At 74.9% G+C, this 23,177-nt stretch carries 14 protein-coding genes and 1 pseudogene; 12 read left to right on the top strand and 3 right to left on the bottom strand.

Features of this window, described 5'->3' with window-relative positions:
- Positions 1–166: 166 nt before the first annotated feature.
- Positions 167–1,474, bottom strand: a complete 1,308-nt coding sequence (locus tag I6G21_RS00555) for a glutamyl-tRNA reductase (RefSeq protein ID WP_129357414.1) — start codon at positions 1,472–1,474, stop codon at positions 167–169.
- Positions 1,475–1,625: 151 nt separating this feature from the next.
- Between I6G21_RS00555 and hemE the strand changes: the two genes are divergently transcribed.
- The 8 genes and pseudogenes from hemE to hemL all read left to right on the top strand — a co-directional run bounded on the left by hemE (position 1,626) and on the right by hemL (position 10,992).
- The gene (hemE, locus tag I6G21_RS00550; protein WP_224799736.1) at positions 1,626–2,798 is read left to right on the top strand and encodes a uroporphyrinogen decarboxylase; all 1,173 of its coding nucleotides are present in this window, start codon (positions 1,626–1,628) and stop codon (positions 2,796–2,798) included.
- Entirely contained in the window at positions 2,785–4,236 is a 1,452-nt protein-coding gene (hemG, locus tag I6G21_RS00545) for a protoporphyrinogen oxidase (RefSeq protein WP_129357416.1), read from the top strand. The genes hemE and hemG overlap by 14 nt, the downstream gene beginning before the upstream one ends.
- Before the next feature lie 96 nt (positions 4,237–4,332).
- Positions 4,333–5,106 (top strand): hydrogen peroxide-dependent heme synthase, encoded by a 774-nt coding sequence (gene hemQ, locus I6G21_RS00540; protein WP_064725175.1) that lies wholly within the window; start codon positions 4,333–4,335, stop codon positions 5,104–5,106.
- Positions 5,103–6,434, top strand: a complete 1,332-nt coding sequence (locus tag I6G21_RS00535; protein WP_058731133.1) for a ferrochelatase — start codon at positions 5,103–5,105, stop codon at positions 6,432–6,434. Before hemQ ends, I6G21_RS00535 begins: the two co-directional genes overlap by 4 nt.
- A pseudogene (gene hemC / locus I6G21_RS00530) lies at positions 6,431–7,324 on the top strand (hydroxymethylbilane synthase); the annotation flags it as partial. The gene I6G21_RS00535 and the pseudogene hemC, both read left to right, overlap by 4 nt.
- 259 nt (positions 7,325–7,583) lie before the next feature.
- The gene (locus I6G21_RS00525; protein ID WP_197939449.1) at positions 7,584–8,405 is read left to right on the top strand and encodes a uroporphyrinogen-III synthase; all 822 of its coding nucleotides are present in this window, start codon (positions 7,584–7,586) and stop codon (positions 8,403–8,405) included.
- A gap of 132 nt (positions 8,406–8,537) precedes the next feature.
- Positions 8,538–9,578 carry a porphobilinogen synthase gene (hemB, locus tag I6G21_RS00520; RefSeq protein WP_193553993.1) on the top strand — a complete coding sequence of 347 codons (1,041 nt, stop codon included), beginning with the start codon at positions 8,538–8,540 and terminating at the stop codon, positions 9,576–9,578.
- Between the two features lie 73 nt (positions 9,579–9,651).
- A complete protein-coding gene (hemL, locus tag I6G21_RS00515) occupies positions 9,652–10,992 on the top strand; it encodes a glutamate-1-semialdehyde 2,1-aminomutase (RefSeq protein ID WP_129357419.1) in 1,341 nt (446 codons plus the stop codon).
- Positions 10,993–11,101: 109 nt separating this feature from the next.
- Here hemL and I6G21_RS00510 read toward each other — a convergent pair whose 3' ends face one another.
- Positions 11,102–11,824 carry a 3'-5' exonuclease gene (locus I6G21_RS00510; protein ID WP_129357420.1) on the bottom strand — a complete coding sequence of 241 codons (723 nt, stop codon included), beginning with the start codon at positions 11,822–11,824 and terminating at the stop codon, positions 11,102–11,104.
- A 141-nt stretch (positions 11,825–11,965) separates the two neighbouring features.
- Here I6G21_RS00510 and I6G21_RS00505 point away from each other — a divergent pair, with 141 nt between their 5' ends.
- Positions 11,966–15,436 (top strand): ATP-dependent helicase, encoded by a 3,471-nt coding sequence (locus I6G21_RS00505; protein ID WP_129357421.1) that lies wholly within the window; start codon positions 11,966–11,968, stop codon positions 15,434–15,436.
- Positions 15,433–19,074, top strand: coding sequence for an ATP-dependent helicase (locus I6G21_RS00500; RefSeq protein ID WP_129357422.1), 3,642 nt, complete (start codon positions 15,433–15,435; stop codon positions 19,072–19,074). The genes I6G21_RS00505 and I6G21_RS00500 overlap by 4 nt, the downstream gene beginning before the upstream one ends.
- A 114-nt stretch (positions 19,075–19,188) precedes the next feature.
- Here the strand turns inward: I6G21_RS00500 and I6G21_RS00495 are convergent, their stop codons facing one another.
- Positions 19,189–20,166 (bottom strand): phosphotransferase, encoded by a 978-nt coding sequence (locus I6G21_RS00495; protein WP_064725211.1) that lies wholly within the window; start codon positions 20,164–20,166, stop codon positions 19,189–19,191.
- Positions 20,167–20,207: 41 nt separating this feature from the next.
- Here I6G21_RS00495 and nudC point away from each other — a divergent pair, with 41 nt between their 5' ends.
- Together nudC and I6G21_RS00485 are read left to right on the top strand one after the other, a co-directional pair.
- Positions 20,208–21,329 carry an NAD(+) diphosphatase gene (gene nudC, locus I6G21_RS00490; RefSeq protein ID WP_129357423.1) on the top strand — a complete coding sequence of 374 codons (1,122 nt, stop codon included), beginning with the start codon at positions 20,208–20,210 and terminating at the stop codon, positions 21,327–21,329.
- Positions 21,326–23,134, top strand: coding sequence for an ATP-dependent helicase (locus tag I6G21_RS00485; RefSeq protein ID WP_081275438.1), 1,809 nt, complete (start codon positions 21,326–21,328; stop codon positions 23,132–23,134). The genes nudC and I6G21_RS00485 overlap by 4 nt, the downstream gene beginning before the upstream one ends.
- Positions 23,135–23,177: the final 43 nt, after the last annotated feature.

Here is a 23,177-nt window from a genome sequence, read left to right as displayed (position 1 = left end):
CTCCAGTAGCTCGATGGCGGGCGGCTGGCACCGCAGGGCAACCGCCCGTGACTGCTCTCCCGGCCCAGGATACCGAGGCCCGCACCGTTGCCCGGCCGGGGTCCCGCGGGATTTCGCTGTGCGCGTCAGGGGCGCGCTGTCCCAGTGCGTTCAGCGGCGGGCCGCCTCAGGAGGCCTTGGACTCCGGCAGCCGGCCGGTGACCGGGCAGGACGCCTCGGCGTCGTCCTGCGACGCCGGGGCGGCCGGGACCTCGAGGTCGTACATCGCCTCGACGGCGGCCACGAACTCCCCGGCCCGGCCCTGCGCGGCCAGGCGGCGGGCGTTGACCATGGGCTGGTGCAGCAGGGAGCGCATCATCCGGCGCATCGCGAACTCCAGCTGGTCGGCCTGCGCCCCGCAGCCGTACTGGTGGCGGACCTTGGCCATCTCCTGCTCCAGCACGGCCATGGTGTGCTGGCGCAGCGCGACGATCGCGCCGTCCACGGAGCGCTCGCTGCGCTGCTCGGCGAACTCCCGCACGGAATCCTCGACGATCCGGCGGGCCGCCTGCACGGATTCCACGGTCTCCTCCGGGGCGGCCAGGCGCACCGACTCCAGGGTGATCAGCTCGACCCCCGGCACATCCGCGACGGATGGGTCGAAGTCCCGGGTCAGCGCCAAGTCCACGACCACGCGCGGGCCCTCCGGCATGACGGCCGCGGACAGCGGGGCGGAGCCGCCGCTGCAGCCGACGACCAGATCCGCCGCGGCCATCGCCTCGGGCAGCTGCTCGCGGGTGATGGGCGTGCCCCCGCGCTTGGCGGTGAACTCCGCGGCGCGCCCGGAGGCGGAGTAGACCCGGATCTCCCGGCATCCGCGGGCCGTCAGGGCCGCCATCGCGGCCCCGGCGTAGGCGCCGGTGCCGAAGACCAGCGCGCGGGTGTCCGCCCAGTCCTCGGTGGCCACGTCCTCGGCCAGGTCCAGGGCCACCGAGACGATCGAGCGGCCCCGCTCGCCGAGGGAGGTCTGTGTGCCCACCGCGCGGGCGGTGCGCGCGGCGGCCTCGAAGAGCCGGATCAGCTCGCCGGAGGCGGTGTGCTGCTCCCGGGCCGTACCCAGGGCGCGGCGGACCTGCCCGGCGATCTCCCGCTCCCCGACCACGGCGGACTCCAGCCCGGAGACCACGGTGAACAGGTGCTCGGGGACCTCCTGGCCGGTGTGCAGCTGGAAGGAATCGGCCACGAACTCCGGGTCCAGCCCCGAGGTGGCGGCGATGCTGCGGGTGATGTGGGCCAGGGACTCCTCCAGCTCCTGCTCGGAGCCGGAGGCCTCGGCGTACAGCTCGAGGCGGTTGCAGGTGGACAGGGCGACCATGCCCTGCAGGCCGCCGCCCTGCACCAGGGCAGGGGGCAGCGCGCCGACGCCGGCCGAGAGGCGGGCGACGGTGTTCAGGTCCACGGTCCTGTGCGATGCGACGAGAGAGAAGGTAACCACGACTCGCTCATAATAACCACGCCGCTCCGCGGTCGGAGGGTGCGCGGAGACCGACGACACGCCGGGGTGTCGGATCCCACCCGCGAACCCGCCCGGGGATGACACCCTGTCGACAAAAGCGGGGGCGCTGGTTGGCACAATGGGAGGCACCATGCCTGAGACCTCTTCACCGCGCCCGACGGCGGGCCGGACCCTGCTCGGCGAGGAGCAGCTGGCGCTGCTGCCCGCCGAGCACCCCCTGCGCAGCCGCGGCGCCGCGGAATCCCCCATGATCCGGGCCATGACCGGACGGCGCCCCGGGCACCCGCCCGTGTGGTTCATGCGCCAGGCCGGACGCTCCCTGCCCGAGTACCGCCGGGCCCGCGAGGGCACCTCGATGCTCGAGGCCTGCCTGACCCCCGAGCTGGCCGCGGAGATCACCCTGCAGCCGGTGCGCCGACACGGGGTGGACGCCGCGATCTTCTTCTCCGACATCGTCGTGCCGCTGAAGGTGGCCGGGCTGGACGTGGACATCGTGCCCGGTCGCGGGCCCGTGATGGGCACCCCGTACCGGGACGCCGCCGCGATCCGGACCCTGCCCGAGGTGCCCGACTCCGCCTTCGACCCCGTGCGCGAGGCCGTGACCCGCACCGTCGAGCAGCTGGGGGACACCCCGCTGATCGGCTTCGCCGGCGCCCCCTTCACCGTGGCCGCCTACATGGTCGAGGGGGCGGCCTCCCGAGACCACCTGGCCCCGCGCACCATGATGCACGCGGACCCCGCCGCCTGGCGGGAGCTGGCCGCCTGGACCGCCGAGCTGTCCGGGCGGTTCCTGCGCGCCCAGGTGGAAGCCGGGGCCTCCGCGGTGCAGCTGTTCGACTCCTGGGCCGGCTCCCTGCCGCTGCGCGAGTACCGCGAGCACGTCCAGGAGCACTCGGCCGCGGCGCTGGCGGCGGTCGAGGCCTACGGGGTGCCGCGCGTGCACTTCGGCACCGGGACCTCCGAGCTGCTGGGGGCCATGCGCGAGGCCGGGGCCGACGTCGTCGGGGTGGACCACCGCCTGGACCTGGACGAGGCCGCGGCCCGGCTGGGCGGGGACCCGGTGCTGCAGGGCAACATCGACCCCGCGCTGCTGGGCGCCGGGTGGGAGCCGCTGCGCGAGCACACCCTGGACGTGCTGCGCCGCGGACGCGCCGCCCGCACCCACGTGGTCAACCTCGGCCACGGCGTGCCCCCGGAGACCGAGCCGGAGGTGCTCACCCGCCTGGTCCGGCTCATCCACGCCCAGCCGGCCCACGGCCCCGAGCAGGACCGGCCCGAGGGAGACGCGGATGCCCGCCGCTGAGTCCCGCGCCCGCCGTCCCTGCACCGCCCTCGTCATCGGCGGCGGCATCGCCGGGCTGGTGGCGGCCCGGGAGCTGGCCGCGCGCGGGTTGCGCACCACCGTGCTGGAGCGGCGCGAGCACTTCGGCGGCGTGGTGGCCGCCCACGAGCTGGCCGGACTGGTGCTGGACTCCGGCGCGGAGTCCTTCGCCACCCGCAACGACGCCGTGCCCGCCCTGCTGGGCGAGCTGGGCCTGGCCGAGCGCATCGTGCGCCCCCGCCCCACCGGATCCTGGCTGCACCTGCCCGCAGGCTCCGTGCCGATGCCCGCCTCCGGGATCCTCGGGATCCCCGGCAACCCGCTGGACACCGCCCTGACCCCCGCCCTCGGCCGGTCCGGGCAGTACCGGGCGGGTCTGGATCGCCTCCTGCCCGCCCGCGTCGGCGCCCAGGAGCGCACCCTCGGCGGACTGGTGCGCGCCCGGATGGGCCGGGCCGTGGCCGAGAACCTCGTCGCCCCGGTGACCACCGGCATCCACTCCACCGATCCGGATGAGCTGGACGCGGACACCGTGGCCCCCGGTCTGCGCGCCGGGATCCGCGAGCACGGCAGCCTCGCCGCCTCCGCCGCCGCCCTGCGCGCAGCCTCCCCGGCCGGCAGCCAGGTCGCCGGGATCGAGGGCGGGATGAACCAGCTTTCCGAGGCCCTGGTGGCCGATCTGACCCGGCGCGGGGTGCGCCTGGTGGATGCCTGCGAGGTGCTGGCCCTGGACCGGGACGCCGGACACGGGCCCTGGATGGCCATCCGCCGCCAGCGCGGGGCCGGGGACCGCTCGGCCCTGCGCGCCGACGTCGTCGTGGTGGCCGCCGACGGCCCCACCGCGGTGCGGCTGCTGGGGCCCCACCTGCCGCCGGAGGCCGTGCCGGGGCTGGCGCCGGGGCCGCGGCTGGCGCTGGCCACCCTCGTGGTGCGCGCCCCCGCTCTGGACGACGCGCCCCGCGGCACCGGCGTCCTGGTCTCCGAGGCCGCCCGGGACGTGCGCGCCAAGGCGCTGACCCACGCCAACGCCAAATGGGCCTGGATCGACGAGCGCCTCGGGGAGTACCAGCACGTGCTGCGCCTGTCCTACGGGCGGGCCGGAGGAGCCGCGGGGGAGGAGGTGCGGCTGCCCGACGGGAAGCTGGCCGCCCTCGCCCTGCACGACGCCGCCCGGATCCTGGGGGTGCCCCTGAGCCGGGAGGACGTCCTCGGCGCGGACGTCGTCCGCTGGGACGGGGCCATGCCCAGCGTCCCGGCGGGACACCGGGCGCGGGCCGAGCGGTTCCGCAGCGCCCTGGCCGAGGTCGACGGGGCCGGCGCCGTCGGCGCGTGGCTGGCCGGCACCGGCCTGGCCTCGGTGGTCCCGGACGCCCGCCGCGCCGTCGCCGCCCTGGATCTGCCCGCACCCCGCGGGGGATGAGGCCCAGCGCACCCCGCCGCGAAGATCGCCGGCGCGCCGCCCGCATCACCGGCGCGCCCGCACGGAACGTAAGGAAAGGAAGGTCGAGCACCCGCCATGACCGAGCACACCGAACACCACAGCACCGAGCAGAACGGCTCCGAACAGCACGCCTCCGGGCACGCCCCGCAGGCCCACACTGCCCACGGCGCCGCGGAGGGCGATGACCGCCTGTACTACGCCCTGTACACCGTCTTCGCCCGCGACCCGCACCTGGGTGCCCCGGCCCCCGGGGACGAGGCCGCCGAGGAGCTGGAAGCGCTGGAGGCCGAGCTGGCCGCGGACGGGGTCACCGTGCGCGGGCTCTACGACGTCTCCGCGATGCGCGATGACGCGGACGTGATGGTCTGGATCCACGGCGAGGCCCCCGAGGCCCTGCAGGCCGCGATCCGCCGCTACCGGCGCACCGCCGCCTTCGCCGGGACGAAGATCGTGTGGTCCACGATGGGCGTGCACCGCGACGCCGAGTTCACCCGCCGCCACGCCCCCAGCTTCGCCAAGGGGATCCCCCCGGAGCAGTGGGTGACCGTCTACCCGTTCGTGCGCAGCTGGGACTGGTACTACCGCAACCCCGGGCACCGGGCGGACATGATGAAGAACCACGGGCTGAAGGGCCGGGACTTCCCGCAGGTGCTGCCCAACACCATCGCGACCTTCGGGCTGAACGACTACGAGTGGGTGCTGGCCCTGGAGGCCCCGGAGCTGGTGGACCTGGTGGACATGATGCGCCACTTCCGCAACACCGAGGCCCGCCTGTACGTGCGCAAGGAGACCCCGTTCTACGCCGGCCGGCGGATCGATGCCGCCGAGGCCGTGGAGGTGCTGCGATGACCCTGACCGCCGCCGACATCCCCGCCGACCCGATCCCCAACCGCACCGATCCGGACAACACCGCCAGCCACGGCCCCGCCGAGCTGCGCGCGGGCGAGCAGTTCGTCTCCGAGCAGCGCCTGATCCGGCCCCGCGCCGAGGCGCCGGCGGCCTACGACGCCGTGATCCTCTCCTCCTTCGGCGGACCCGAGGGCCAGGAGGACGTCATCCCGTTCCTGCGCAACGTGACCCGCGGGCGCGGCATCCCGGATGAGCGCCTGGAGGAGGTCGCCACCCACTACCGCGCCAACGGCGGGATCAGCCCCATCAACCAGCAGAACCGGGAGCTGCTGGCCGCCCTGCGTCGGGAGCTGGCCGAGCGCGGACCCGACCTGCCCGTGTACTGGGCCAACCGCAACTGGGAGCCGTACGTCAACGACGTCGTGCAGCAGGCCTACGACGCCGGGCACCGGCGGCTGCTGGTGCTGGCCACCAGCGCCTACCCCGGGTACTCCTCCTGCCGCCAGTACCGCGAGGACTACGGGATGGCCCTGGAGGAGCTGGGCCTGGAGGGGAAGCTGCGCATCGACAAGCTGCGCCAGCACTACGACGCCCCCGGATTCATCGCCTCCTTCGCGGAGGGCCTGTCAGCGGGCCTGCGCGAGGTGCGCGAGAAGATCGCCGCCGCCGAGCATCCCGCCGCCGGCAACGGGCGCATCCGCATCGTGTTCTGCACCCACTCGGTGCCCACCACCGCGGCCGACGAGGCCGGGCCGCGGGCCGCGGACTACGAGGGCGGCTCCGCCTACGTGGAGAAGCACCTGCAGGCCGCCCGGGCCGTGCTGGGCTCCCTGGACCCGGCGGAGCTGGCCGAGTGCGACTGGGAGCTGGTCTACCAGTCCCGCTCCGGCTCCCCGTCCACCCCGTGGCTGGAGCCGGACGTCAACGACGCCCTGGAGAAGCTCGAAGGGCGCGTGGACGGCGTCGTGATGGTGCCGCTGGGCTTCGTCTCAGACCACATGGAGGTCAAATGGGACCTGGACACCGAGGCGATGGAGACCTGCCAGAAGCTGGGCATCCAGGCGGTGCGCACCCCCACCCCCGGCACCCACCCGGCCTACGTGGCCAGCCTGCGGGACCTGATCGCCGAGCGGGTGGCCCAGACCGCCCCCGCCGAGGACGCCGACGGGGTGCAGGCCGCCCGGGTCAGCGCCTGCGGCGGCAAGGGCTGGTTCGACGCCTGCAACCCGGAGTGCTGCAAGCCGGCCCGGGCCGCGCGGGTCAAGCCCGTGATCGCCGAGTACACCGGGGACGACGCCGAGCGGATCGCCCCCGCGGAGGACGCATGAGCCCCGAGGGTGCGGGAACGCCGCTGCGGGTGGGCACTCGCGGCTCGAAGCTGGCCACCACCCAGTCCCAGCAGGTCGCCGACCTCCTGGCGGCCCACGGGGTCCCGGCGCAGCTGTCCATCGTCACCACCACCGGGGACGTGACCTCCGGGCCGCTGGCCCAGATGGGCGGCACCGGGGTGTTCGCCGCGGCCCTGCGCCAGGAGCTGCTGACCGGCGGGGTGGATCTGGCGGTGCACTCCCTGAAGGACCTGCCCACCCAGGACGCCTTCGACGGCGCCCTGGCCCTGGCCCACCCCCCGCGGGAGGATCCGCGGGACGCGCTGGTGGCCCGGGACGGGCTCACCCTGGAGCAGCTGCCGGCCGGGGCGGTGATCGGCACCGGATCTCCGCGCCGGGCCGCCCAGATCCGGGCGCTGCGCCCGGAGTGCGCGATCGCGGACGTGCGCGGCAACGTGGGCACCCGGCTGTCCCGGGTCCGGGGGCTGGAGCACCACGGGGTCACGGACATCGGCGTCGGGCGGGAGACCCGCGGAGACCTGGACGCCGTCGTGCTGGCCGCCTCCGGGCTGGCCCGCCTGGGCTTATCCGCCGTGGTCACGGACTTCCTGGACCCGCACCGGGTGCTGCCGGCCGCGGGCCAGGGGTGCCTGGCCGTGGAGTACCGCACCGAGGACACCGCCCCCGAGGTGCTCACCGCCCTGCGCGCCCTGGAGGACTCGGCCACCCGCGTGGCCGTGCGGGCCGAGCGGGCCCTGCTGCTGCGCCTGGAAGCCGGCTGCGCGGCACCGGTCGGAGCCTACGCCCAGCTGGAGACCGACGAGGCCGGGGCGCCCGTGCTCGTCCTGGAGGCCGTCGTGGCGGATCCGCGGGAATCTGGGTTGCAGAGGTCCGAGGGGCACAGCTCCGGGAAGCAGGGTCCCGAGATCCTGAGGGAGACCGCCCGCACCCCGCTGCCGGCGGGCTTCCCCGGGGTCGACGCCGCGACCGAGACCCCCGGCGCGAGGTCCGGGGAGGTCTCCGGTCGGGTTCCCGGGCCGGAGCCGCTGGAGCAGGCCGAGCGGGCCGCCGCCCGGCTGGGCACGGAGCTGGCCGAGACCCTGCTGGGCCGCGGCGCCGACCGGTACACGGGGCGGAGGCGGGCCGGGCGTGAACCGCACCGACGCGGGGCGCACGAGCGCGGGTCGGGACGGCGTCGTGCTGGCCACCCGCACCCCGGACCGGGCGCGCGCCCTGGCCGAGGCCCTGCGCCAGCGCCGGCTGCGCCTGATCCTCAGCCCGCTGCGGGCCCCGCGTGCTCTGACCGAGCCCGAGCTGGACGCGCTGGACTCGGCCCTGGACGGCGGTCCCTGGGAGGCCGCGACCTTCACCAGCGTCAACGGGCTGCGCGGGCTGCGCACCGGGCTCGCCCGGCTGCACGCAGCGGGCCGGTCAGTCCACGCCGAGCCCGCCGCGCTGCTGGCCGGCACGCAAGTGCACTGCGTGGGCCGGGCCACCGCCGAGGAGGCCCGCGCCCAGGGGCTGACGCCTGCCGCCGAGACCGCGGCCGGCGAGGAGGAGCAGAGCGCTCGCGGGCTGCTGACCCGGCTGGGCCGCGCCGGGGCGCCGGGCAGCGTGCTGTGCGTGCACGGTCGGCCGCACCGGCCGGAGCTGGCCGACGGTCTGCGCGAGCTCGGGGCGGAGGTCACCGAGGCCGTCGCCTACGCCATGGCCGACTGGCCGGCCCCGGAACCCCTGGGCGGGCAGGCCCCGGGCGGCGCGGGGGAGGAGCGTCCCGCCGAGTCCGCCGCCCCGGCGCTGGATCGGCAGGCCACCGCCGAGGTCCTGCACGAGCGTGCCGCCGACGTCGTGCTGGTCACCTCCCCCGGCAGCTGGAGGCCCTGCACTTTCTGGGCCCGCTGCCCGAGCCCGTGGTCTGCCTCGGGTCCACCACCGCCGCCCGGGCCCGGGAGCTCGGCCTGGCCGCCGTGACCGCCGTGAGCCCCGCCCCGGCGGACCTGGCCGAAGCCGCGCTGCGCGCCCGCTCCGGCTGAGTCGCCGCCACCCCGAACGCTTCCGAATGCATCCGAACCCATCCGAACTACCCGGGAGGAGACCCACCCCATGACCGAGCAGAACCCCCAGACCCCCGCCCGCACCCGCCTGGACCTGATCCGCAGGCCCCGGCGCCTGCGCACCAACCCCGCGATGCGCGACATCGTCGCCGAGACCCGCCTGCACCCGGAGGACATGATCCAGGTGCTGTTCGTGCGCGACGGCATCGACGCCCCGCAGGAGATCCCCTCGATGCCCGGTCAGCACCAGCACACCGTGGAATCCCTGGTGCGCGCCGTCGGCGAGGCCGTGGCCGCGGGCGTGCGCTGCATCGACCTGTTCGGGGTGCCCCTCGACGCGGACAAGGACGCCGAGGGCTCGGCCGCCTGGGCCGAGGACGGCATCCTGAACCGCGGCATCCGCGCCGTGCACGACGAGTTCGGCGACGACGTCGTGATCATGGCCGACACCTGCCTGGACGAGTTCACCTCCCACGGGCACTGCGGGCCGCTGACGCAGAACCGCTTCGGCACCACCGTCGTGGACAACGACGCCAGCGTGGCCGCCTACTGCCGGATGGCCGTCTCCCAGGCCCGGGCCGGGGCGCACGTGGTCAGCCCGTCGGGCATGATGGACGGGCAGATCGCCGCGATCCGGCAGGCCCTGGACGAGGAGGGCTTCGAGGAGGTCTCGATCATGGCGTACTCCGCGAAGTACGCCTCGGCCTTCTTCGGCCCGTTCCGCGACGCCGTCGGCTCCTCCCTGACTGGGGACCGCAAGACCTATCAGCAGGATCCGGCCAACCGCCGTGAGTCCCTCCTGGAGACCCGGCTGGATCTGGAGGAGGGAGCCGATATGGTGATGGTCAAGCCGGCCATGGCCTACCTGGACGTGCTGCGGGAGGTCGCGGACTTCTCGCCGGTGCCGGTGGCGGCCTACCAGGTCTCCGGGGAGTACGCGATGATCGAGGCCGCGGCCGCCAACGGGTGGGTGGACCGCGAGCGGATCGTCCTGGAGGCCCTGACCGGGATCCGCCGGGCCGGGGCGGACCTGATCTTCACCTACTACGCCACGGAGGTCGCCGGCTGGCTGCGCGCCGGCCGCCGCTGATCTCCCGCCGTTTCCGCGCGCCGGGGAGGTCCCGGCGCGTCCGCACCATCGTCATCGTCTCGAAGGAGTCGTCATGAGCATCTCCGAGGATCTGTTCACCCGCTCCCGCCGCGTCATCCCCGGCGGGGTCAACTCGCCCGTGCGGGCCTTCAACTCCGTGGGCGGGGTGCCGCCGTTCATCGTGGAGGCGCAGGGCCCGTACGTCACGGACGCGGACGGCTTCGAGTACGTGGACCTGGTGGGCTCCTGGGGTCCGGCGCTGCTGGGTCACCGCCACCCGGCCGTGATCGACGCGGTGCACGCGGCGGTGGAGAACGGGCTGTCCTTCGGCGCCTCCACGGCCGGGGAGACGGAGCTGGCGGAGACCGTGGTGGAGCGGATCAACGCCGCGGCCGCCGGGCAGCCCGCGATCGAGCAGGTCCGGCTGGTCTCCACCGGCACCGAGGCCACGATGACGGCGATCCGCCTGGCCCGCGGGATCACCGGACGGGACCTGATCATCAAGTTCGCCGGCTGCTACCACGGGCACGTGGACGCGCTGCTGTCCGAGGCCGGCTCCGGGGTGGCGACCCTGGCGATGCCTGGCTCGGCCGGGGTCACGGCGGCCACCGCCGCGGAGACCATCGTGCTGCCGTACAACGACCTGGACGCGGTGCGGAAGGCCTTCGAGGAGCACCCGGGGAAGATCGCCGCGGTGATCACGGAGGCCGCCCCCTGCAACATGGGTGTGGTGACGCCGGGGCCCGGGTTCAACGAGGGCCTGCGGGAGATCACCCGGGAGCACGGCGCCCTGATGATCTTCGACGAGGTGCTCACCGGGTTCCGCGCCTCCTCGGCCGGGTTCTGGGGACTGACCAGCCCCGAGCAGGGCGGCTGGGCCCCGGACATCTTCACCTTCGGCAAGGTGATCGGCGGGGGAATGCCGATCGCGGCTCTGGCCGGGCGCCGGGAGGTCATGGAGCAGCTGGCCCCGACCGGCCCGGTCTACCAGGCGGGCACCCTGTCCGGGAACCCGCTGTCCGTGGCCGCCGGGATCGCGACCCTGGACCACGCGGACGCGCAGGTGTACCGGACGGTGGACGCCCGCTCGCAGCAGCTGCGCCGGGCTCTGACCGAGGCCCTGACGGCCGCCGGGGTGGACCACTCCATCCAGACCGCGGGGAACATCTTCTCCCTGGCCTTCGGCACCGGGGAGCACGGGGTGCGCAACTACACGGACATCAAGGCCTCGGAGTCCTGGCGCTACCCGGCCTTCTTCCACGCGATGCTCGACGCCGGGGTGTACCTGGCGCCCTCGCCCTTCGAGGCGTGGTTCCTCTCCGCCGCACACGATGACGCCGCGATGGACCGCATCCTCTCCGCCCTGCCCGACGCCGCCCGCGCGGCGGCCGAGGCGCAACGGCCGGGGGAGTAGGGGGGCACAGAGCCGAACGTCCGCCCCGAGCGGTGACGCCGACGTCGTCATCAACAGAAACACATGTTTCTGTCATGGGAAACGTCAAGGGGCCCGGCGGCGTCGTCGGCTACCGATCCGAGCGACCCGGCCGCACCGGCCAGTCCCCGTTCACGGTGGCCTGCTTGCCGATCCGCTGGAAGTAGGCCTGCAGGTCCGCGGCCTGCTCCTTCGCCCACTGCACCTGCTGCTCGTGCAGCCGCCCGGCCGGCATCGCCAGCTGGGGGAACTTCCGGGCCATCGCCGCTCCCAGCCGCTCGGTGGCCAGGCAGTCCGCGGCCGAGGTGTGCGCGTTCTTCAGCTCCACGCCGTACTCCTCGGTGAGCACGCCCAGGGTCCGCTTGCCTTTGTGGTACTTATCCGCCTGCTTGTTCAGCACCAGCGGATCCACCACCGGGAACGGCTCCAGCGGCGGCAGCTCGTGGCGCTGCAGCTCCCGGTCCAGCACCGTGAAGTCATAGGAGGCGTTGAAGGCGAACACCGGCACCCCGTCGGCGAACAGCCCGCCCAGGGCCGAGGCCAGCTCGTAAGTCACCTGCCGCACCGGGGCGCCGTGCTCCCGGGCGTGCTCGGTGGTGATGCCGTGCACCGCCGCGGCCTCCTCCGGGATCGGCACCCCCGGATCCGCCAGCCACTCCCCGTGGCGCAGCACCTCGCCGTCCGGGGCCACCAGGATCAGCGAGGCGGTCACGATCCGCGCGGTCATGGGGTTGGGGCCGGTGGTCTCCAGGTCGAAGGTGGCCCGGGGTAGCTCGGTCCAGGGCCGCTGATCGGTCGCGCCGTCGGTGCTCATGGGAATCACCGTACCCGGTCAGCGCCACCGGGCCCGACGCCGCGGGGCTGCTTCGATCTGTCAGTCGCCCGTGGTCTCATGGAGAGCGGACAGACACCCCGACGACGGCGCCGGAGTGAGAGGCGAGACGAGGAGGAGCACATGGCGGGCACCGGAACCCTGCTGCTGGGGGCCCCCGGGACGGGGCGCTCCACCGCCCTGATCCGCCGCGCCCTGGACTTCGTGCGCGCCGGGAACGACGCCGCCTCGGTGCTCCTGCTGGCCCCCGGGCGCCTGGCCGCGGACCGGCTGCGCCAGGAGTTCTCCGAGCGCATCGGGGCCACCGTCTCCTCCCCGCCGGCCCGCGCCTGGCACTCCTACGCCTTCGACCTGCTGCGCCGGGCCCACGCGGCCGGGCAGCTGCCGGGGGTGGCCTTCGAACCGCGCCTGCTCTCCGGGCCGGAGCAGGACGTGCTCATCGGCCAGATGATCGAGACCCACCGGCGCGGCATCGGCCACCCGCCCGCCTGGCCGACGGATCTGGGGGAGGCCCTGCGCACCCGCGGCTTCCGCCGGGAGATCCGCGAGTTCCTGGACCGCTGCGCGGAGTTCGACCTCAGCCCCGATCAGGTGCGCGAGCTCGGACGGTCCATGGCGCACCCCGAGTGGGTGGCCGCCGCGGACTTCCGGGTGGAGTACGAGCAGCTGCGCCGGCTGAGCATGCCCCACGCCTACGACCCCTCCGCCCTGATCCACGAGGCCGCGGCCTTCCTGGAGACCCACCCGGAGTTCGTGAAGCAGGAGCACACCCGCCTGCGCCTGATCCTCGCCGATGACCTGCAGGAGGCCAGCCCCGCCGTCGTGCGGCTGCTCGGCGCCCTGTATCCCGCGGGGCTGGCGGACCCGGCCGAGCTGGTGCTCACCGCCTGCCCGGACACCGTGGTCCAGGGCTTCCGCGGCGCCCGACCCGAACTGCTCACCAGCCTGGAGCGCCGCCTGCCCGCCCTGGACGGCCTGCGTAGCATCAGCCTCGCCACCAGTCACCGGATGCCCGCGGGCCTGGTCCCGGCCTTCGAGCGGATCGCCCACCGGATCCCCGTGGTCGCCGGAGCCCTGACCCAGCGCACCCCCGCCCAGCCCGCCGAATCCACCGAGGGGCAGCCCGATGACGTGGCTCCGGAAAGAGCCGTGCACCAGCGGAGGCGAGTGGCGGGACAGGGCGACGACGCCCCCGAGGTGCTGCTCGTGGGCTCCGAGCAGGAGGAGCTGCGGCTGCTGTCCCAGCTGATCCTGGAGGAGCACGTGCTGGGCGGCCGGGGGCTGGAGGAGATGGCCGTGATCGTGCGCAACGGCTCCTCCCTGGCGCGGATCCAGCGGCACCTGGACGCCGACGGCATCGCCGCGACCGTGCCGGTGGCGGAGACCCCGCTGCGCGAGGAGCCGGCCGTGCGGCCCCTCCTGGACGCCCTGTGGATCCTCACCGACCGGGAGAAGGAGGCCGGGGCGCGCGCCCTGGACCTGCTCACCTCCCGCCTGGGCGGCACCAGCCCCTCCGGGCTGCGTCGGCTGCGCCAGACCCTGCGCGCCCGCGAGCTGCGGGCCGGGGGACGGCGCTCCGGGGACGAGCTGCTGCTGGCCGCCCTGCGCCAGATCGACGGGACCGAGGCCTCCGTCGACGGGGAGCAGGGCCCCGATCTGGGCGGCAGCGGCCCCGGCACCGCCGGGCTGCGCCGGGTCGGCGCGGTGCTGTCCGCGGGGCGGGCCGCCATGGCTGCGCCCGAGCCCTCGGCCGAGACCGTGCTGTGGGCCCTGTGGGAGGCCAGCGGCCTGGCGAAGACCTGGGAAGAAGCCTCCCGCGGCGCCGGTCCGGCAGCCCAGCGGGCCCACCGGGACCTGGACGCGATGGTCGAGCTGTTCAAATCCGCCGAGCGCTTCGCCGAGCAGCAGACCGGCGCCGGCGTCGAGCAGTTCCTGGACTACCTGGACAGCCAGGACCTGCCCATGGACACCCTCGCACCGGTCGGCGGCCCCAGTGCGGCCGTGAGCCTGCTGACCCCGGCCTCCGCGGCCGGGCGCGAATGGCCCGTGGTGATCGTTTCCGGCGTGCAGGACGGGGTCTGGCCCAACCTCACCGTGCGCGGCGGACTGCTGGCCGCCCCGCAGCTGGCCGACGCCGTGTTCCTCGGTCCCGAGCAGGCCGCCCGCGTCACCCACGGGATGCGGGTGCGCGAGACCCGGGTGGATGAGCTGCGTATGTTCGCCGCGGCCATCTCCCGGGCCTCGCGGCGCCTGGTGGTCACCGCCGTCGCCGACGCCGAGACCGAGCCCAGCGAGCTGCTGGCCATGCTCGCCCCGGACCAGATGCAGCAGCCCGCCCTGACCCCGGTGCGCCGGCCGATGACCCTACGCGGGCTGGTCGCCGAGCTGCGTCGGGCCGCCCAGGACCCTCAGGACCCGGATCGGGCCCTGCGCGCCGCGGACTGCCTGGCCCGCCTCGCCCTGGATGACGGCGCCCCGGATGCTGACGCCCCGGGTGAGGGCGGTCCGGCCGACGACGCCGCGCGGGCCGCCGCGGAGGATGGTGCGCCGCGGGCCCCGCTGCCGCCGGTGCCCGGGGCGCACCCGCAGGACTGGTGGGGTCTGGCCCCGCTGTCCAGCACCGAGCCCGCCCTGCCGGCCGAGAAGCCCGTGCCGGTGACCCCCTCGCGGATGGAGGGGATCGTGCGCTCCCCGCTGGACTGGTTCGTCGCCGTCTCCGGCGGGCAGGCCGGCACGGACCTGTCCCGCTCCCTCGGCACCCTCATCCACGAGGTGGCCCAGGACCTGCCCGAAGCCCCCGGGCACGAGCTCGTCGCCGAGCTGCGCCGCCGCTTCGAGGCCCTGCGCCTGCCTGAAACCTGGGAGACCGAGCAGACCTGGCAGCGCGCCGAGACCATGATCCGCAAATTCGCCCAGTACGCCGTGGACTCCCGTTTGAAGGAGGGCCGCCGGCTGGCCGGCATCGAAGGCTCCTTCCAGGTGCTCGTGCCCGGGCCCGCCCGCGACGCCCTGCTCACCGGGCGCGTGGATCGCCTCGAGGTGGACCAGCTCGGCCGGTACGTGGTGATCGACCTGAAGACCGGGCGCCACGCGCCCACCAAAGCGCAGATGGCCCACCACCCCCAGCTGGCCGGGTACCAGGTGGCCTTGGCCGCCGGGGCCGGCCAGGCGATGGCCGCCCAGGCTGCGCGGGACGGGGCGGAAGCCCGAGACGGGGCGGATGCCGGACCGTCGGACGCCGCCGACCCGGGGGACTCGCTCGATGCCACCGCCTCGCAGCAGGTCTCCGGGCGGCAGGACGCCGAGCCCGAGGTCCTCGAGCTGCGCGGGGCCCGGCTGACCGAGCTCTCCGGCGGGGCGGCCCTCGTGCAGCTGGGCACCGGCACCGCCTCCTACGGGAACCAGCAGCAGGAGGCCCTGGGCCCGGAGGATCAGTGGGCAGTGGACCTCGTGCAGCGCTGCGCCGAGCTGATCGCCCACGAGCGCTTCCAAGCCCGGCACACCGAGCAGAACACCGGCGCCCACGGACTCGGCTGCGCCCTGCCCGAGATCTGTCCCCTGTGCGCCTCCGGAAGGCAGGTCACCCAACCATGAGCACCCCCCTCGCCGCCCAGGCCCGCCACACCCCCGAGGAGATCGCCCGCATCCTCGGGCGTCCCGCCCCCACCGCGGAGCAGTCGCGCATCATCAGCGCCGACCTCGCCCCGCGCCTGGTCGTGGCCGGGGCCGGGTCCGGGAAGACCGCGACCATGGTGGACCGGGTCGTGTGGCTCGTCGTCAACGGCTTCGCCCGGCCCGAGGAGATCCTCGGTGTCACCTTCACCACCAAGGCCGCCGCGGAGCTGCGCCAGCGCATGGTCTCCCGGCTGGCGACCCTGGCCGAGCACGGCCTGCGCCCCCCGGGAGAGGATCCGCAGGCCCCGGAACTGGACCCGACCGTGTCCACCTACCACTCCTACGCCAAGGCGCTGGTCAGCGAGTACGGGCTGCGCATCGGCGTCGAGCGCGACGCCGCCCAGTTGGGCGCGGCCCAGAGCCACCAGCTGGCCGCTCAGCTCGTGGCCCGCTGGGAGGGGCCTCTGCCCGAGCAGGTGCCGGCCGCCTCCACCCTGGTCACCGCCGTGCTGCAGCTCAGCGGGGAGTGCGCCGAGCACCTCGTGGACCCCGCCGATGTCGCGGCGACCTGCGAGACCGAGCTGGCGCGCCTGCGGGTCCTGCCCAACGACCACCCCAAGCAGCTGAAGAAGGCCGAAGCCGCCCGTAACGCCGCCGTGACCAAGCTGGAGCAGAAGCTGCTGGTCGCCCGCCTGGCGGTGCGCTACCAGCGGCTGAAGCAGACCATGCAGGTCATGGACTTCGGGGACCTCCTGCTCGATGCCGCCCGCCTGGCCCGCGAGGTGCCCGCCGTCGCCCGGGAGCAGCGGGAGCTGTACAAGGTGGTGCTGCTGGACGAGTTCCAGGACACCTCCCACGCCCAGATGGTGCTGTTCTCCACGCTGTTCGGGGACGGCCACAGCGTCATGGCGGTGGGGGATCCCAAGCAGTCCATCTACGGCTTCCGGGGCGCCTCCGAGGGTCAGCTGTTCGACTTCCCCGCCTACTTCCCGGCCGAGGACGCCGCACCGTCCTACCTGACCGCGGCCTGGCGCAACGGCACCCGCATCCTCGACGCCGCCAACGCCGTCGCCGCCCCCCTGGGACGGCCGGCACCCTGGGCGCCGGGGGAGCGGCGCTTCCCCGTCCCGGACCTCGTGCCCCGTCCCGAGCCCACCGCGGGCCAGGTGCTCACCGGCACCTGGGTCAGCGAGGAGGAGGAAGCCGCAGACCTGGTGCGCGGCATCCGGGAGCGGGCCGAGCAGGCGCGGGCCGAGGGCCGGGAGCCGGCCACCGCCGCGGTGCTGTGCCGGGCCCGGGCCCAGCTGGAGACCGTGCGGGCCGAATGCGAGCGGCAGGGGGTGCCCGCCGAGGTCCTGGGTCTGGGCGGGCTGCTGCAGACCCCGGAGGTCGTGGACATGGTCGCGACCCTGCGCGTGCTCTCCGACCCGTCCCGCGCCGATGCCCTGATGCGGCTGCTGGCCGGGGCCCGCTGGCGGCTCGGCGCCCGAGACCTGATGGCCCTGACCGACTGGGCTCGCTTCCTCGCCCGACGCCGCCGCCGGGCGGTGGAGCGCGGGATCGCCGAGGACCTCACCACCCCCGAAGGTCAGGTTCCCGGAGAGGAGGGGCTGCGCGCCGGGCGGGGCGAGGCCCCGGATCCGGAGCAGGCCGAGGCCCAGGCCCGGGAAGCCGTGCAGGAGCTGCTGCGCACCGGCGGCGGGGACGAGACGGACGGGGCCAGCCTCATCGAGGGCATCGAGACCCTGCCCGGACCGGCCTGGACCTCCGCGACCGGGCGCGCCCTGAGTCCGGAGGCCCGGCAGCGGCTGGAACGGTGCGCGCGGGAGCTGGAGGAGCTGCGCGGCTACCTCGGCGAGGACCTCACCACGCTGCTGCACCACATCGAGCGGCTGAGCCTGCTGGACATCGAGCTGGCCTCCCACCCAGGGCGCTCCGCGCACGAGGCGCGGATGCACCTGGACGCCTTCCACCAGGCCGCCGCCCAGTACTGCGCCACCGCCCCGCGCATGGCGGCGACCCTGGACGCCGGGACCCACCCGGAGCTGTTCGCCCCGGCGGGCGCCGACTCGGACGCGGCGGAGCAGGCCACCCCGCAGGAGCACCGCTACACCGTGACGTCCTCCGCCGCCGGGGTCACCGCCTTCCTCGCCTGGCTGGAGACCGCCGCCCGGGAGGAGAGCGGCCTGCCGCTGCCCGCCGGACCCGCCGTCCCGGGGGCCGTGCAGCTGCTGACCGTGCACGGGTCCAAGGGGCTGGAATGGGATGAGGTGCACCTGTTCGGCATGGCCGAGGGGATCTTCCCCACGGATCAGCGCGAGCACTGGCTCAACAGCCTCGGCGCCCTGCCCTGGCCGTTGCGCGGGGACCGCGGGCACCTGCCCCAGTGGGACACGGACCAGACCGGCACCACGGGGCTGCAGGAGAGCTGGACGGCCTTCCTGGAGGACAACGACGAGCGGGTGGTCGCCGAGGAGCGGCGCCTGGCGTACGTGGCCATCACCCGCGCCCGGGAGCTGGTGAGCATCGGATCCAGCCGTTGGACCGGCACCCGCGCCAAGCCCCGGGTGCCCTCCCGGTTCCTGGCGGACCTGCCCGAGGAGTCGGTGCGGATCGTGCACGAGGCCGCGCCGCTGGAGGCCGGGGAACAGAACCCCCAGCGCAGCAGCGTCCTGGTGGCCCTGTGGCCCTTTGATCCCCTGACCCAGCCGGCGGTGACCCGATGGGAGGATCTCGAGACCCTGGACGGGCTCACCGGGACCGCGCAGGCCGACGCCGCGCTGGACCCCGGTCCGGTGCGCAGCCGCCGGGCCGAGGTGGAGCGGGCGGCCGCCCTGGTGCGCCAGCGGATCGCTCAGCGCACCGGCGGGCCTGCCGCCGACGCCGCAGCCCGAGCGGGTGAGGCGCCGGGGGAGAGCACTCCCGAGACCCTGGCCTGGGAGGAGGAGACCGAGCTGCTGCTGGCCCTGCGTCGGACCCGGGCCCGCGCCGCCCAGCGCACCGAGATCCCCCGCCACGTCAGCGCCTCCCTGGTGGTGGGCCTGGCCGAGGACCCGGAGGCGGTGCTGCGCGCCGTCCGTCGCCCCATGCCGCGGCGGCCCTCGGCCCAGGCGCGGGCCGGGACCCGCTTCCACGAGTGGCTCGAGCACCGCTACGGGGCCCCGGCCATGCTGGATCTGGGCGAGCGGCTGGCGGACCCGGAGGAGGAGACCCCGCAGGAGCTGAGCACCCTGCAGGAGAAGTTCCTGGCCTCCCGGTGGGCGGATCGTCAGCCGTGGGCCGTGGAGCTGCCCCTGGAGACCAGCCTCGGCGGGATCACGGTGCGCGGGCGGATCGACGCCGTGTTCCGCACCCCGGACCCGGCCCCGGGGGAACCGGAATGGGAGCTGGTGGACTGGAAGACCGGCCGGGTGCCCACCGGGAGGGAGCTGGCGGACCGGTCCGTGCAGCTGGCCGTGTACCGGCTGGCCTTCGCCCGCCTGCGGGATCTGGACCCGGCGACGGTGCGCGCCAGCTTCCACTACATCGCCCAGAACCGGGAGATCACCCCGGAGCACCTGCCGGGGGAGGAGGAGCTGAGCGCGCTGCTGGCCCGGCTGGGACACGCCCCGCGGTGAGCACAGGGCGCCCGGGGGTTGACGGCGGATCGGTCGGTTCGGCGCGCCCGAGGCGGACAGACTGAGTGGAGCTCGCCCGTCGTCGGGAGCGCGGTTCAGTCGAGGGAGCGGGCGTCAGTCGGCGGGTGCGTCGGCATCCCGGGGCTCGTCGAGGGCGCCGGATTCGCGCAGGTCCCGCTCCAGGGTGCGCAGCATCGCCTGGGCCTCGCTGACCGTGGCCTCGTCCCCCTGCTCGGTGCCGCGCACCAGCCACTGGGCCAGCGCGAACTCGGCGTGCAGGTAGGCCCGGCGCAGCAGGTGGGGATCCGGGGTGTGCGGCAGCTGCACCGTGTAGACCTCCACGATCGCGTCCGCGAAGTCCTGGTCCGGGCAGCTCATCAGCCACGCGAAATCCGCCGCGGGATCCGCGACCTGCATGTCGTGCCAGCCGCGCACCGCGGCCAGGCGGGTGCCGTCCAGCACCAGGTTCTCCTCGGAGAGGTCCCCGTGGATCACGGTCGGGCGGAAGCGCCACAGCCGGGGGTCCTCCAGGCGGGATTCCCACCGGCGCAGCAGCGGCGCCGGGACCTTGCCGGTGCCTGCCGCCCGGTCCAGCTCCGCCAGCATCCGGTCCCGGCAGCGCTGGGCCGTGTAGGTCGGCAGATCCCCTTCCCGCACGATCTCGATCGGCAGGGTGTGGATCGTGGCCAGGGCCTTGCCCAGCTGGGTGCTCAGCGGCTCCCGCTCCGGGGAGACCACGTGGGAGCGGCGCACCAGCTCCTCGATGTCCACCACCTCACCCGGGATCTCCGGGTACACGAACGTCCGCAGCCCGTCCCGGTCCGCCGAGCCGACGACGGTGGGCAGCTGGAAGGGCAGGCGAGCCCGCAGCCCCGGGGTGAAGGAATGCAGGATGACGTGCTCGGATTCCAGCCGGACGCTGGCCTCCTGGGTGCGCGGGCAGCGCACGATCCACCGCTGGCGCGCGGAGTCGAGGACCACCGCGCCGACGTACTCGGGGTTCTCGACTTCATACGCGTCGACGGCCACGGGGAAGAGCCCGGGCACCCCGGCCGAGGCCATAGCGGCTAACGTTAGCGGTGTGGAAGTCACCCCCACAGACTACAAGAGACCCCCGGGAGCACGCTGAGCGCATGAGCACCGCCGAGAACCCCGGGATCCTCCCGCCCCTGGGGGCGCTGCTGCTGGGGACCCACCCGCTGCGCCGCAACGACCTGGAAGCCGACACCTCCGCGCTGCTGCCCGCCGCGCTCCGGGACCCGCGCACCCGCGTGCTTACTCTGGACGCCGAGGGTCGGGCGCCCATCCGGTGCCTGCCGGATCCCGCCGACGCTGCGACGGCCGACGCCGCCCCCGCTCGCGACGCCGCCCCAGCGACCACCCGGGGTGGCGCCCGCGCCGAGATCGCCTGGGCCGGGACCGCGCCGGTCGCAGGCCCCCTGGCCCACCTGGGGCTCGCCGCCGACGGCGCCCCCGTCCTGCTGGCCCTGCCCACCGCACAGACCCCCGGCGAGGCCTCCACCGCCACCACGTCCGGAACCGCGGCCGGGGCACCATCGCGGCGGCTCGGGTTGCGCGAGGCCGCGGAGATGCTGGACCCGGAGCAGACCGGGTGGTTCACCGCCGGGCTGGCCCTGTACCGCTGGCACGAGCAGGCCCGGCACTGCCCCCGGTGCGGTGCCCCCACCGAGCCCGCCCGGGCCGGCTGGGCCCGCACCTGCGCCGCCGAGGGCACCGAGCTGTTCCCCCGCACCGATCCGGCGATCATCGCCGCCGTCGTGCACACCGACGAACACGGGGAGGAGCGGATCCTGTTGGGCCGCTCCGCCCGGTGGCCCGCGGACCGCTACTCGACCTTCGCCGGCTTCGTGGAGGCCGGGGAGAGCCTGGAAGCCGCCGTCGCCCGGGAGGTCGGCGAGGAGGCGGGAGTCAGGGTGGTGCGCGCCGAATACCGCGGCTCCCAGCCCTGGCCCTTCCCGCGCTCGCTGATGCTCGGCTTCCGCGCCGTCGTCGCCGAACCGGGCGCGGCCCGCCCGGACGGCACGGAGATCGCCCGGGTCCGCTGGTTCACCCGTCGAGAGCTGGCCGGGGAGGTCCGCGCCGGACGGGTGCGCCTGCCCGGACCGGTCTCGATCGCCCACCACCTGATCGCCGACTGGTACGGTGGCACCCTGCCCGAGAAGGCGCCCCAGAACCCGCCCGAGAAGGCACCCGAGACCCTGCCCCAGAACCCGGAGGACGAGAGCACACGATGACCCCCGCCCGGAGCGGATCCGCCGCCGAAGCAGCGCGCCCGCAGGAGCCCGCCCCGAGCCCGGACCGGATCCTGGAGGGCCTGGACCCCGAGCAGCGGGAGGTCGCCACGAGCCTGACAGGGCCCGTGTGCGTGCTGGCCGGGGCGGGGACGGGCAAGACCCGCGCGATCACCCACCGCATCGCCTACGGCATCGCCGCGGGGGTCTACGTGCCCCAGCAGGTGCTGGCCCTGACCTTCACCGCGCGCGCGGCCAACGAGATGCGCGCCCGCCTGCACGGGCTCGGCGCGGCCGGGGTGCAGACCCGCACCTTCCACGCCGCGGCCCTGCGCCAGCTGCAGTACTTCTGGCCCCAGGCCGTCGGCGGGACCCCGCCGCAGCTGCTGTCGGGGAAGGCCCAGTACCTCGCCGAGGCCGCCTCCCGGCTGCGCTTCACCACGGACCGGGCGATCCTGCGGGACCTGGCCGCGATCATCGAGTGGTCCAAGGTCTCCATGCTCACCCCGGACACCCTCGAGGAGAACCTGGGGAACAAGGAGCTGCCCACCGGATTCACTCCCCAGGGCTTAGCGCGGGTGGCCCGGGCCTACGAGGACCTGAAGACCGAGCGCAACGCCATCGACTTCGAGGACGTGCTGCTGGCCACCGTCGCCATCCTGGAGGAGGACGACGCCGTCGCCGCGGCCGTGCGCCAGCAGTACCGGCACTTCGTGGTGGACGAGTACCAGGACGTCTCCCCGTTGCAGCAGCGCCTCCTGGACAACTGGCTGGGTGGACGCGAGGAGCTGTGCGTGGTGGGCGACGCCTCCCAGACCATCTACTCCTTCACCGGGGCGACCTCCCGGCACCTGCTGGAGTTCCCCTCCCGTCACCCGCAGGGCAAGGTCGTGCGGCTGGTGCGCGACTACCGCTCCACCCCGCAGGTGGTGGCCCTGGCCAACCGCCTGCTGGCCGCCCGCCGCCCCGCCAAGGACTCCACCCCCGGGGCCTGGGCCACACCCCTGGAGCTGCGCGCCCAGCGACCCAAGGGACCCGAGCCGGAGTGGTTCGAGTACGCCGATGACGAGCAGGAGGCCGCCGGCATCGCCGAGGACATCCGGGACCTGATCGACAAGGACGGGATGGACCCCGCGCAGATCGCCGTGCTGTTCCGCACCAACGGACAGTCCCAGGTCATCGAGCAGGCGCTGGCCGATGCCGGGATCGGGTACCGGCTGCGCGGGACGGAGCAGTTCTTCAACCGCCCCGAGGTCAAGAACGCCATCGCCCAGATCCGCGCGGCCGCCCGCGCCGACGCCGAGACCCCGGCCCCGCGCCTGGTGCGGGACCTGCTCTCCTCCCTCGGCTACCGTGACCGGCCCCCGGCCTCCACCGGGGCGGTGCGCGCGACGTGGGAGTCCCTGGCGGCCCTGGTCTCGCTCACGGATCGGCTGGCCGCGGCGCGGACCGAGGAGCAGGGGGAGCTGACCCTGCCGGATCTGGTGGAGGAGCTGGCCCGCCGGGTCGCCCATCAGGACGCGCCGGTCATGTCCGGGGTCACCCTGGCCTCGCTGCACTCGGCGAAGGGCCTGGAATGGGACGCGGTGTTCCTGTGCGGATTGTCCGAGGGGCTGATGCCCATCGGCTTCGCCGAGACCGGGGATGAGCTGGACGAGGAGCGGCGCCTGTTGTACGTGGGGATCACCCGGGCCCGGCAGCGGCTGTTCCTGTCCTGGTCCCTGGCCCGCACCCCGGGCGGGCGGGCCCACCGGCGCCGCTCCCGCTTCCTCGAGGGGCTCGCCCCGCGCTCGGCGCACCTGGGCTGAGCCCTGAGCCGAGCCCCCGACGTCGCCACCGCCCGGCCCCGCG

This window comes from Rothia kristinae (assembly GCF_016028855.1).
Lineage (GTDB): Bacteria > Actinomycetota > Actinomycetes > Actinomycetales > Micrococcaceae > Rothia > Rothia kristinae.
The sequence above is the reverse complement of the archived record's forward strand: the minus strand, read 5'-3'. Positions and strand labels throughout refer to the sequence as shown.

Bases quoted from the DNA above. Each gene is read 5' to 3' on its own strand.
- I6G21_RS00510 (WP_129357420.1), bottom strand. From the start codon at position 11,824: ATGAGCACCGACGGCGCGACCGATCAGCGGCCCTGGACCGAGCTACCC.
- nudC (WP_129357423.1), top strand. From the start codon at position 20,208: ATGAGCACCGCCGAGAACCCCGGGATCCTCCCGCCCCTGGGGGCGCTG.
- hemG (WP_129357416.1), top strand. From the start codon at position 2,785: ATGCCCGCCGCTGAGTCCCGCGCCCGCCGTCCCTGCACCGCCCTCGTC.
- hemE (WP_224799736.1), top strand. From the start codon at position 1,626: ATGCCTGAGACCTCTTCACCGCGCCCGACGGCGGGCCGGACCCTGCTC.
- I6G21_RS00535 (WP_058731133.1), top strand. From the start codon at position 5,103: ATGACCCTGACCGCCGCCGACATCCCCGCCGACCCGATCCCCAACCGC.
- I6G21_RS00500 (WP_129357422.1), top strand. From the start codon at position 15,433: ATGAGCACCCCCCTCGCCGCCCAGGCCCGCCACACCCCCGAGGAGATC.
- hemL (WP_129357419.1), top strand. From the start codon at position 9,652: ATGAGCATCTCCGAGGATCTGTTCACCCGCTCCCGCCGCGTCATCCCC.
- hemB (WP_193553993.1), top strand. From the start codon at position 8,538: ATGACCGAGCAGAACCCCCAGACCCCCGCCCGCACCCGCCTGGACCTG.
- hemQ (WP_064725175.1), top strand. From the start codon at position 4,333: ATGACCGAGCACACCGAACACCACAGCACCGAGCAGAACGGCTCCGAA.
- I6G21_RS00505 (WP_129357421.1), top strand. From the start codon at position 11,966: ATGGCGGGCACCGGAACCCTGCTGCTGGGGGCCCCCGGGACGGGGCGC.
- I6G21_RS00485 (WP_081275438.1), top strand. From the start codon at position 21,326: ATGACCCCCGCCCGGAGCGGATCCGCCGCCGAAGCAGCGCGCCCGCAG.